Here is a 10,953-nt window from a genome sequence, read left to right as displayed (position 1 = left end):
GTCCAGGAGCCCCGACCCCTGGAAGGATGGGCCGCATGGCAGCGACCCTCGTCGACCTCACCCATCAGGTGACCACCGCGATGCCCGTCTACCCCGGCGACCCGGCCGTCCTGCTGGAGCCCGCGCTCACCACCGCCACCGCCGGGGTGAACGTGCTGGCCCTGCACCTCGGCTCGCAGTCCGGGACGCACGTGGACGCGCCGTACCACGTGGACGTCACCTGGCCGACCCTGGACGGGCTGCCGCTGGAGCGGTTCACCGGCCCGGCCGTGATCGCCGACCTGCGCGGGCTGGAGCCCCGGACGGCCGTCACCCCCGAGTTGCTGGCGCCCGCGCTGGAGCGGGCCGCCGAGGGAACCGTCCTGCTGCTGGCCACCGGCTGGGCCCGGCACTGGGGCACCGACGCCTACCTCGCCCACCCCAGCCTGACCCCCGCCGCCGCCGAGGCGATCGTCGCCGCCGGGGTGCGGACGGTCGGGGTGGACGCGCTCAGCGTCGACCCGACCCCCGACCCGGGCCCGGGCGACCCCACGGTGGCCGCCCTGCTCGCCGACCTCACCGACGAGCACGACCACGGCACCGCCGAGGAGCCGACGCTGGCCGCCCACCGGGTGCTGCTGGGGGCGTCCGGCGGCGGGGTGATCGCCGAGAACCTGACCGACCTGCGGCCGCTGCTGGCGGCCCAGGAGGCCGGCCTGCCGGTGGAGGTCTCGCTGTTCCCGCTGCGGCTGGTCGCGGCGGACGGCGCACCCGTGCGGGCGGTGGCCCGGCTGGGCTGAACCGGCGAGTAGACTCCCGGGACTTGGTCTAGACCATCCCCCGTCAACGCCAGTACGCTTTCCGGCCATGGCTGAGATCATCGGAGTGATCGAGCGACTCTGGCGCTACCCCGTGAAGTCCACCGGCGGCGAGCGGCTCGACTCCGTCGAGGTGGACGGACGCGGCCTGGCCGGCGACCGCCTCTACGCCGTCCGCGACGCGGCCGGGAAGCTCGGCTCGGGCAAGAACACCCGCCGCTTCCGCCGGATGGACGGCCTGCTCCGCCTCTCCGCCCGGCTCGGCCACCGGATCGACGGCCCCGAACTGTTCGATCCGCTCGGCCGCCCGGTCGACCGGCCGAACGCCTTCCTGCGCGCCTACCTCCAGCGCGAGGACGTCGAACTCGCCCGCGAGGACGCCGTGTCGCACTTCGACCGGCTGCCGGTCAGCGTGCTCAGCACCGCCACCCTGGACTGGGTCCGCGAGGCCGTCCCCTTCGCCGTGATCGACGAGCGCCGGTTCCGCCCCAACATCGTGCTGCGCACCCCGCCCGGCACCCCGCCGTTCGTCGAGGACGCCTGGCTCGGCCGCCAGGCGTCCGGCGAGGCCCCCGGCAGCGCCCGGCTCTCCTTCGTCGCCTCCAGCGAGCGCTGCGCGATGACGGGCGCCCCGCAGCCCGGACTTCCGCACGCGCCCGAGATCCTCAAGGCCGTCGTGCACGCCCACGACGGGCGGCTGGACGCGCTCGCCGAGGTCGCCGCCCCGGGTCGCCTGCGGGTCGGCGACCGACTGCTCCTGGGCTGACCGCAGCCTTTCGCGTACAACCTACCGTTCGTCAACACCTTTCTCCGATTGACGACTTGACCTTCGCTCACCCATCCTGTCTTACTGTCATAAGACAGGAGAACAACTAGTGATCGAGTTCGTCCTCGACAGCCGCTCGCGGGTCGCCACCTACATGCAACTCGTGCTCCAGGTGAAGCAGGCCCTGCGGGTCGGACTGGCCCGGCCCGGCGACCAACTGCCGAAGGTCCGCGAGGTGGCGCGCACCCTGGCGATCAACCCCAACACCGTCCTCAAGGCCTACCGGGAACTGGAGTTGGAGGGGCTCGCCGAGGGTCGGCCCGGCGTGGGGACCTTCCTGGTCGGCACGCTGGCCGGCCCCGCGCTGGCCAACCAGGCCGAGTTGCGCGAGGACCTGGTGGTCTGGCTGCGCAAGGCCGAGACCGCCGGACTCGCCCACGAGGACATCGCCGCGCTGATCGACACCACGATGCGGGCAACACTCAACAGGGGGAAGACATGACGGAAGTCGCACTGGAAGCACGCGAATTGGGAAAGCGGTACGGCAAGTCCTGGGCACTGGAGGGCTGCTCGCTCCAGCTCCCGGCCGGACGGATCGCCGCACTGGTCGGCCCGAACGGGGCGGGCAAGTCCACCCTGCTGCACCTGGCCGTCGGACTGCTCGAACCGGACGCCGGCGAGGTCCGGGTGTTCGGCCGCGACCCCCGGCAGGGCGTCGCGGCGCTGGCCGGGATCGGATTCGTCGCCCAGGACACCCCGCTCTACCCGGACTTCACCGGGGACGAGCTGATCACCATGGGCGGCAAGCTCAACCACCACTGGGAGGCCGCCCCCGCCCGCGACCGGCTGACCCGCCTCGGCATCCCCCTCGACAAGCCGGTCGGCCGACTGTCCGGCGGCCAACGCGCCCAGGTGGCACTGGCCCTGGCGCTCGCCAAGCAGCCCCGACTGCTGCTGCTGGACGAGCCGGTGGCCGCCCTCGACCCCCTGGCCCGGCACGCGTTCATGCAGGAACTGATGGGCGCCGTCGCCGAGAGCGGCACCACCGTGCTGCTCTCCTCGCACCTGCTCGCCGACCTGGAACGGGTCTGCGACCACCTGGTCGTCCTGAACAGCGCACAGGTCCAACTGACCGGCACTGTGGACGACTTGCTCGCCGAGCACTGCCGGATCACCGGCCCCCGGACCGGCACGGAGTCCGTACCGGGAGTGACCGCCGTCATCCAGGCCAGCCACACCGAGCGCCAGTCCACCCTGCTGGTGCGCACCGACGGGCCGGTGGACGAGAACGTCTGGACCGTCCACCCGGTGACCCTGGAGGACCTCGTCCTCGCCTACCTGGGCGCGGGCGACACCCGGTTCTCCCCGGAGGTGGCGGCATGACCTGGCTGATCTGGCGCCAGCACCGCAAGCAACTGTTCTGGACGCTCGCCGCGCTGGCCGCGCTGGCCGCCGTGATGGTGCCCACCGGCCTCGCGATGCGCGGCGCCCTCGACCGCAGCGGCCTCGGCTCCTGCCTCGCCAAGCTCGGCCACGAGAGCCTGCTGACCGGGGGCGGCGGCTGCGAGGGCCTCAACCAGCGCTTCCAGAACCAGTACGGCGGACTCCTCTACGTCGCCGTCCTGTTCGTGCTGCTGCCGGTGCTGGTCGGCCTGTTCTTCGGCGCGCCGCTGGTCGCCCGCGAGGTGGAGAACGGCACCCACCGCCTGGTGTGGACCCAGGGGATCAGCCGGCGGCACTGGGTGCTCGCCAAGTTCGGCCTGGTGGGCGGCGCCGCGGTGCTGCTCGCGGTCGCGTACGCGCTGGGCGTGGCCTGGTGGTTCGGCCCCTTCGCGGCCACCGGCCAGGGCCGGCTGGGCTACCTGAGCTTCGACGTCCAGGGCGTCGCCCCGATCGCGTACACCCTGTTCGCGGTGGCGCTCGGCGTGTACACCGGCACGGCGGCCCGCAAGGTGCTGCCCGCGATGGGGATCTCGCTCGCCGCGTTCGCCGCGGTGCGCGTCCTGGTCGAGACGGCGGTCCGCCCGTACCTCCTCCCGGCGAAGACGGCCACGTACGCGGCGGAGAGCGGACTGCTCCCCAACCGCTATGCCGGGGACTGGGTCTTCGACCAGGTGGTACGCAACGGCGCCGGCGAGACCGTGCTGCACGACGGGCAGATCGGCTGCCCGCCGGCCACGGACCCGGGGGCCGCCGACTGCGCCAGGAACATGGCCGAGCACGGCTTCGGCGCCGGGCCGTACACCAACGCGATGGAGTACCAGCCCGCCGACCGGTTCTGGACCTTCCAGGGGATCGAGTCGGGGCTGTTCCTCGCCCTGACCGCGCTGCTGGTGTTCCTCGCGGTGCGGCGGATCCGGCGGATCTCCTAGGGCGGGCCGGGTGGCCGCGGACCGGGCGCCGCGGCCTGCCGATCACGGCCCTCCTCAGGGAGTGTCGCCGTCGCTCCCGGATCCTGCCGCGGGGACGGCGACCGCCCGCAGGTAGGCGTCGACGAAGATGTCGACGATCTCGTCCATCGAGGGCAGCCCGGCCCCCAGGGCGGGCTCCAGCACCGGCCGCATCAGGACGTGGTTGAGCAGCGGGCCGAGCAGCAGCTGGATCAGCACCGGGGTGGGCAGCGGCCTCAGCCGGCCGGCCCGCACGTGCGGCCGCAGCAGCCGGTCGAGGCTGTCGAGCGTCCGCGGCAGGTTGGCGGCCACCACCCGGGCGGCGGGGCCGTCCGGCCGGCCGAGCAGGTCGGCGAAGACCGCCGGGACGATCCGCGGCTCGTGCGCGAAGGCGGCGACGAAGGTGGTGTGCAGCGCCCGGACGGTGTCCTCCAGGCGCTCCGGCGGGTCGGCGGCGAGGGCCTCCAGGCCGGGCAGCGCGGAGTGCCGCTCGAAGACGGCGGCGAGCAGGCCGTCCCGCCCCTCGAAGACGGTGTGCAGGCCGGGCAGCGAGCAGTCCGCCCGGTCCGCCACCGCGTCCAGGGTGACCCCGGCCAGGCCCCGCTCGGCCACCAGCAGCGCCGCCGCCTCGATCGCGCGCTCGCGCACCGGCGGCCGTCCGCCCGGGTCGACCCCCGCCTCCCGGACCGCCTCGTCCAGCGCGGCCCGGGAGCCGCCGAGCCGGCGCAGCAGCGTGCTGCGGGAGATCCCGGCCGTCGTGGCGATCGCCGTCAGCGGGACGTCGGCGACGTCCTGGCCCCGTTCCTTCGCCGCCGTGAGGGCGGCCGTCACCAGCTCCTTCATGTGGAGCATCGTACTACTTGACATCTGGAATGGTTCCAGAGACTCTGTAAAGGCAGGTTCCACACGGACAGTGATCGATCGAGCACTGAAAGGGGAGAGCCATGAGCGTCGTGATCTCCGGGGGCGGGCCGGCCGGAATGATGCTGGGTCTGCTGCTGGCACGCGCCGGCGTCGAGGTGACCGTGCTGGAGAAGCACCGGGACTTCCTGCGCGACTTCCGCGGCGACACCGTCCACGCCTCCACCGTGCGGCTGATGGACGAACTCGGCCTCGGCCGGAAGTTCGCCGCCCTGCCGCAGAGCCGCCTCGGCAACCTGGTCGTCCGGACACCCGACGCCGGCCCCGTCGCACTGAGCGCCTACGAGCGGCTGCGGCCCCCGTACAACTACATCGCCATGATCCCGCAGTGGGACCTGCTGAACTTCCTGGTCGAGGAGGCCGGGCGGGAACCCGCCTTCACCCTGCGGATGAACACCGAGGCGACCGGCCTGCTCCGGGACGGCGCCGGCCGGGTGACCGGCGTCCGGTACCGCACCCGGGACGGCGAGGAGGGCGAACTCCACGCCGACCTCACCGTCGCCGCCGACGGCCGGCACTCCACCCTGCGCCGGGCGGCCGGCCTGGTGCCCGAGGAGTTCCCGGTGCCCTTCGACACCTGGTGGTTCCGGCTGCCCCGGCACACCCACGAGCAGGCCCTGCCGCCCAGCCTCGTCCCCGGCTTCGGCCACGGCGACCTGGCGTTGAGCTTCGCCCGGGCCGACTACTTCCAGATCGCCTACTTCCGCGCCAAGGGCGCCGACCCGCAGCTGCGCGCCGAGGGCATCGAACGGTTCCGCGCCCGGATCGCCGAACTGCTGCCCCAGTACGCCGACCGGGTCGACCGGCTGGCCGGCCTCGACGACGTCCACCTGCTCGACGTCAGGCTCAACCGGCTGAACCGCTGGCACCGGGACGGGCTGCTGCTGATCGGCGACGCCGCCCACGCGATGTCCCCGGCCGGCGGGGTGGGCATCAACCTCGCGATCCAGGACGCCGTCGCGGCCGCCGCCCTGCTCGCCGGACCGCTGCGGCACGGACGCCCGACCGTGGCGGCCCTGGCCCGGGTCCAGCACCGCCGGTGGCGGCCGACCGTGATCATGCAGGGGGTGCAACAGGTCCTGCACCACGTGATGTTCGAGCCGGTCCTCACCGGCCGGCAGGCCGGCCCGCCCACCCGGCTGGTGCGGCTCGCCCGGCACGTCCCCGGCTTCCCGCTGCTGCTGTCCCGCCTGATCGCCTTCGGCCCGCTCCCCGAGCACGCCCCGGCCTTCGCCCGGCGCGACGCCTGAGTTCACTCGACCGGGTGAGACCCACGGCGCGGGGCGCCGCCCGGCTCCAGGACCTCTCGGCGAGCAGCGGCCCGCCCGCCCCCGCGCACCGTCCGTTCGGGCGGGCGGTGCGCGGGGAACGACCGTTGGCATGACGATCCCTCACCGCTCGACCGGCACCGGCGACCACCACGTCCTGGTCCTGCACGACTGGTTCGGCACCAGCGAGGGCTGGGGCCCGTTCCTCGACTACCTCGACGGCGACGCCTTCAGCTACGCCTTCCTCGACTACCGCGGCTACGGCCAGCGCAAGGACGTCCCCGGCGCGTACACCCTCGCCGAGATCGCCTCCGACGCGCTCGCCCTGGCCGACCAGCTCGGCTGGGACCGCTTCTCGCTGGTGGGCCACTCGATGGGCGGCAAGGCGGCCCAGCAGGTGCTCGCCGAGGCGCCGCTGCGGGTGCGCAAGCTGGTCGGCCTGGCCCCGGTGCCGGCCGGGGCGTACCCCCTGGACGAAGCGGGCGAGGCGCTGTTCTACGGCGCCGCCGAGGACCGGGAGAAGCGCCTCGCCATCCTGGACCTGGTCACCGGACAGCGGGCCGGCCGGGTCTGGCTCGACCGCATGGTCGACCAGTCCCTGCGGCTGTCCACCCCGGAGGCCTTCGGCGGCTACGTCCGCGACTGGGCGACGGCCGACCTCCAGCGCCGGATCGACGGCAACCCGGTGCCGGTCAAGGTGATCGTCGGCGAGCACGACCTCGCCCTCACCGCCGAGGTGATGCGCGGAACCTTCCTCGCCCACTACCCCAACGCCGAGTTGGAGGAGCTCGGCGGCAGCGGGCACTACCCGATGTACGAGGCCCCGGTGGCCCTGGCGGTGTCGCTGGAGGGCTTCCTGCACAACTGAGCCCGGCCCGGCGCACCGGGCCGGCGCGCACCCGGGTGGACGCGTCGGGTAGACGCTGACGCATGGACCCTAGACCCGCACGCATTGGGCGTCTCATCCTTCTCGCTTACGTTCGATGCATGACAGATGAGCGAGTTGACGGCACGTCCCGGGTGCTGGTGATCGGCGTCTCCGGGGCGGTCGGACGGCACGTCGGGCTGCAGCTCGCGGCCTCCGGAGTACGGGTGCGGACGCTGCCCCCGCGGGACCTGCTCGCCCCGGTGTCGCTGGAGGCGGCGGTGCGGGGCGCCGGGGCCGTCCTGCTGGGGTGGCCGTTCCCGACGGCGGACGGGGACACGGAGGCGGTGGGCGTGCTGGCCCGGGAGGTCGGGCGGGTGGTGCTCCTGTCGCCGGCCGGCCCCGGCCGGCCGGCGGGCGGGGTCGAGGCGCTGCTCACCGGCAGCGGGGTACGGCACACGGTGCTGCGGGCGCACGGCTTCGCCGCCGCGCTGCAGTGGGCGGAGGAGATCAGGGCCGGGGGCGTGGTGCGGGGCTACGGCGGCGCGGCCGGGCTGAACCCGGTGGACGAGCGGGACATCGCGGCGGTCGCCGTCCGCACCCTGGTCGAGGACGGCCACCACGGGGCCCGGTACGTCCTCACCGGCCCGGAGTCACCCACCCAGGCGGAGCAGGTGGAGATCATCGGCACGGCCGCGGGCCGCCCGGCCACCTGGCAGGAGGTCCCCCGCGAGACCGCCCGCCGCCGGCTGTCCGCCACCGGCCGGGCCCCCGCCGCCGTCGACGGCGCCCTGGACCTCGTCCACGCCCGCCTCTGCGCCCCCGAACCGGCCACCACCACGGTCCGGGACGTCACCGGCCACCCCGCCCGCAGCTTCCACGCCTGGGCGACGGACCACGCCGCCCTGTTCCGCTGAACCGGCCCGCCCGGCCCGGCGGTTCAGTAACGCCGGTACACGTCGCGGCGGTCGCCCGGGCGTCAGATCCCGAGGCCGCGGACGGCCAGGTCCACCAGGGCGAAGAAGAACAGCGAGATCCCCACGAAGCTGTTGGTCTGGAAGAACGCCCGGTTGAGCTTGGACAGGTCGTTCGGCTTCACGATGGTGTGCTCGTAGACGAACGCGCCCGCGACGACCACGAGGCCGATCCAGAAGGCCACGCCGGCGTCCGTCAGGAACCCGAACCAGCCCAGCAGGAGGGTGGTCAGGAGGTGGCACACCCGCGCGCCGCGGATGGCCACCGGGACGCCGTAGCGCGCGGGCACCGAGCGGACCCCGTTCTCGCGGTCGGACTCGACGTCCTGGCAGGCGTAGATCAGGTCGAAGCCGCCGATCCAGATGCCGACCGCCGCACCGAGGACGACCGCGTCCCAGGACCAACTGCCCGTCACCGCCAGCCAGGCGCCGACCGGCCCCATCGCCTGGGCCAGGCCGAGGATCGCCTGCGGGAAGTTCGTGAACCGCTTGCCGTACGGGTAGACCACCATCGGCACCACGGCGATCGGCGCGAGCGCCAGGCAGAGCGGGTTGAGCATCGCGGCCGCGCCGAGGAAGACCACCAGCGCGACGGCCGAGCCGACGTACGCGGTCTTCAACGACACCGCGCCGGTGACGAGTTCGCGCGTGGCGGTGCGCGGGTTCCGGGCGTCGATCTCGCGGTCGATGATCCGGTTCGCCGCCATGGCGAAGGTCCGCAGCCCGACCATGCAGACCGTGACGACGAACAGTTCGCCCCAGTGCACCCGCCCGTCGGCGAGGAACATGGCCGTCAGCGCGGCGATGTACGCGAACGGGAGCGCGAAGACCGAGTGCTCGAACGCCACCAGGCGCAGGAACGCCTTGGTGCGCCCGGGGGTCTCGGCGGCGGCCGTACTCACAGTCCGTACTCCTTCCAGCGGCGCGACACCAGCGCGGCCGTGGCCGGGTCCGAGGAGACCATCTCCGGCCAGCCGCCGTCGCGGGTGTAGCCCTCCTCGGGCAGCTTGCGGGTCGCGTCGATGCCGGCCTTGCCGCCCCAGAACTGCTGGTACGAGGCGTGGTCCAGGTGGTCGACCGGGCCTTCGACCACGGTGAGGTCGCGGCTGTAGTCGACGTTGCCGAAGGCCCGCCAGGCGACTTCCTGGTAGTCGTGCACGTCGCAGTCGGAGTCCACCACGATGATCAGCTTGGTCAGCGACATCATGTGCGCGCCCCAGATCGCGTGCATCGTCTTCTGGGCGTGCTTGGGGTACTTCTTGTCGATCGAGACGATCACGCAGTTGTGGAAGCCACCGGCCTCGGGCAGGTCGTAGTCGACGATGTCCGGAATGATGATCTTCAGCAGCGGCAGGAAGAACCGCTCGGTGAACTTGCCCAGCGGGCCGTCCTCCGTCGGCGGGCGGCCGACCACGATGGACTGGAGGATCGGGCGGCGGCGCATCGTCACGCAGTCGATCTTCAGCGCCGGGAACGGCTCCTGCGGGGTGTAGAAGCCGGTGTGGTCGCCGAACGGGCCCTCGGGCAGCATCTCGCCGGGCTCCAGCCAGCCCTCCACGACCACCTCGGCGTCGGCCGGGACCTGGAGCGGCACCGTCCTGCAGTCGACCATCCGGACCCGCTCCCCGGCGATGAAGCCCGCGAAGAGGTACTCGTCGATGTCCCCGGGCAGCGGCGCGGTGGCCGCGTAGGTGACGGCCGGCGGGCAGCCGAAGGCGATCGCGACCGGGAGGCGCTCGCCCCGCTTGGCCGCCACCGCGTAGTGGTTGCGGCTGTCCTTGTGGATCTGCCAGTGCATGCCGATGGTGCGGCGGTCGTGCCGCTGGAGCCGGTAGAGGCCCAGGTTGCGGATGCCGCTGTCCGGGTCCTTGGTGTGGGTCAGGCCCAGGTTGAAGAAGGACCCGCCGTCCAGCGGCCAGGTGAACAGGGCGGGCAGCGCGTCGAGGTCGACGTCGTCGCCGGTGAGCACGACCTCCTGCACCGGGGCGTCACCGGACTTCACGTGCCGGGGCGGGACGTGCGCCATCGAGGCGAGCTTGCCGAAGGCGTCCCGGAAGCCGGTGAAGCCCTGCGGCAGCTCGGGCTTGAGCAGGCCGGCGATCTTCTCGGAGATGTCGTCCGGGCCCTTGAGGCCGAGCGCCTTGGCCAGCCGCCGCTCGGTGCCGAAGACGTTCATCGCCAGCGGCATCGACGAGCCCTTGACGTTCTCGAAGAGCAGGGCCGGGCCCTTGGCCTTCTGCACCCGGTCGACGATCTCGCCGATCTCCAGGTGCGGGTCCACCTCCGCCTTGATGCGCTTGAGGTCGCCCTCGCGGTCGAGGGCCCGGAGAAACGAGCGGAGATCGTCGTATGCCATGCCTGTCAGTATCCGCCACCCGATAGCCTGGCCCGGTCAAGGGCCCCTGGAAGGCGCCCGCCGCCGCCGTCGCCCGGGGGGAGATCCCAGCCGTGCCGAGGATTCTTCTGACCATCGTCCTTCCGCTCGCGCTCTGGGTCTGGGCGTTCGTGGACTGCCTGACCACGCCCGAGGACGAGGTGAAGCACCTGCCCAAGGTGGTCTGGGTGCTGATCGTGCTGCTCTTCCCGCCGCTGGGCCCGATCGCCTGGCTGATCGCCGGCAAGCAGCGCGGCTTCCTGCGGACCGCGCCCGCCGGGGCCGGGCCGGGCTACCCGGCCGACGACCGCCCGGGCCGTCCGGCCCCGCGCGGCGGGCGCCCGCTGGCTCCGGACGACGACCCCGAGTTCCTCGCCTCGTTGAAGAAGAGCAACAAAGACCACGAGGACATGCTCAAGCAGTGGGAGGCCGACCTGCGCCGCCGCGAGCGCGAGCTGCGCGACGGCGACGAGCCCGAGGACGGGCGCAAGGGCTGATCGGCGCAGGTCCGCCCGCTCGCTCGGACAGCCCACCCCCACCGCGCGGGGTGGGCTGCGGCATTTTTGGCGCTTCCCTACGACTGCGCAACCCCTAACCC

12 protein-coding genes are annotated in these 10,953 nt (G+C 73.2%); 9 read left to right on the top strand and 3 right to left on the bottom strand.

Going from position 1 to position 10,953, the window contains the following annotated elements; genetic code table 11:
• Positions 1-35: 35 nt before the first annotated feature.
• From ACIQOV_RS10115 to ACIQOV_RS10095, 5 genes are all read left to right on the top strand, one after another.
• Entirely contained in the window at positions 36-779 is a 744-nt protein-coding gene (locus ACIQOV_RS10115; protein ID WP_401046999.1) for a cyclase family protein, read from the top strand.
• Positions 780-846: 67 nt separating this feature from the next.
• Positions 847-1,563: an MOSC domain-containing protein gene (locus ACIQOV_RS10110; protein WP_359902861.1), complete on the top strand. Its 717-nt coding sequence runs from the start codon at positions 847-849 to the stop codon at positions 1,561-1,563.
• 154 nt (positions 1,564-1,717) lie between these two features.
• Entirely contained in the window at positions 1,718-2,065 is a 348-nt protein-coding gene (locus tag ACIQOV_RS10105; RefSeq protein ID WP_401047002.1) for a GntR family transcriptional regulator, read from the top strand.
• Entirely contained in the window at positions 2,062-2,946 is an 885-nt protein-coding gene (locus ACIQOV_RS10100) for an ABC transporter ATP-binding protein (RefSeq protein WP_401046997.1), read from the top strand. Before ACIQOV_RS10105 ends, ACIQOV_RS10100 begins: the two co-directional genes overlap by 4 nt.
• The gene (locus tag ACIQOV_RS10095) at positions 2,943-3,935 is read left to right on the top strand and encodes an ABC transporter permease subunit (protein WP_401046995.1); all 993 of its coding nucleotides are present in this window, start codon (positions 2,943-2,945) and stop codon (positions 3,933-3,935) included. The genes ACIQOV_RS10100 and ACIQOV_RS10095 overlap by 4 nt, the downstream gene beginning before the upstream one ends.
• 54 nt (positions 3,936-3,989) lie before the next feature.
• Here the strand turns inward: ACIQOV_RS10095 and ACIQOV_RS10090 are convergent, their stop codons facing one another.
• A complete protein-coding gene (locus tag ACIQOV_RS10090) occupies positions 3,990-4,796 on the bottom strand; it encodes a TetR/AcrR family transcriptional regulator (RefSeq protein ID WP_401046993.1) in 807 nt (268 codons plus the stop codon).
• A 101-nt stretch (positions 4,797-4,897) separates the two neighbouring features.
• On the opposite strand from ACIQOV_RS10090, the gene ACIQOV_RS10085 reads away from it, so the two are divergent.
• From ACIQOV_RS10085 to ACIQOV_RS10075, 3 genes are all read left to right on the top strand, one after another.
• Positions 4,898-6,124, top strand: a complete 1,227-nt coding sequence (locus ACIQOV_RS10085; RefSeq protein WP_401046990.1) for an FAD-dependent oxidoreductase — start codon at positions 4,898-4,900, stop codon at positions 6,122-6,124.
• Positions 6,125-6,254: 130 nt separating this feature from the next.
• A complete protein-coding gene (locus ACIQOV_RS10080) occupies positions 6,255-7,010 on the top strand; it encodes an alpha/beta fold hydrolase (RefSeq protein ID WP_401046988.1) in 756 nt (251 codons plus the stop codon).
• 119 nt (positions 7,011-7,129) lie between these two features.
• Entirely contained in the window at positions 7,130-7,924 is a 795-nt protein-coding gene (locus tag ACIQOV_RS10075; RefSeq protein WP_401046985.1) for a hypothetical protein, read from the top strand.
• Between the two features lie 62 nt (positions 7,925-7,986).
• On the opposite strand, the gene mqnP is transcribed toward ACIQOV_RS10075, so the two are convergent.
• Both mqnP and ACIQOV_RS10065 read right to left on the bottom strand, forming a co-directional pair.
• Positions 7,987-8,883, bottom strand: a complete 897-nt coding sequence (gene mqnP, locus ACIQOV_RS10070) for a menaquinone biosynthesis prenyltransferase MqnP (protein ID WP_401046982.1) — start codon at positions 8,881-8,883, stop codon at positions 7,987-7,989.
• Entirely contained in the window at positions 8,880-10,337 is a 1,458-nt protein-coding gene (locus ACIQOV_RS10065) for a menaquinone biosynthesis decarboxylase (protein WP_401046979.1), read from the bottom strand. Before ACIQOV_RS10065 ends, mqnP begins: the two co-directional genes overlap by 4 nt.
• 92 nt (positions 10,338-10,429) lie before the next feature.
• Here ACIQOV_RS10065 and ACIQOV_RS10060 point away from each other — a divergent pair, with 92 nt between their 5' ends.
• Entirely contained in the window at positions 10,430-10,852 is a 423-nt protein-coding gene (locus ACIQOV_RS10060) for a PLD nuclease N-terminal domain-containing protein (protein WP_380351296.1), read from the top strand.
• Positions 10,853-10,953: the final 101 nt, after the last annotated feature.

This window comes from Kitasatospora sp. NPDC091257 (assembly GCF_044757675.1).
GTDB classification, from domain to species: Bacteria; Actinomycetota; Actinomycetes; order Streptomycetales; family Streptomycetaceae; genus Kitasatospora; species Kitasatospora lactacystinica.
This window is presented reverse-complemented; position numbering and strand designations above follow the sequence as displayed.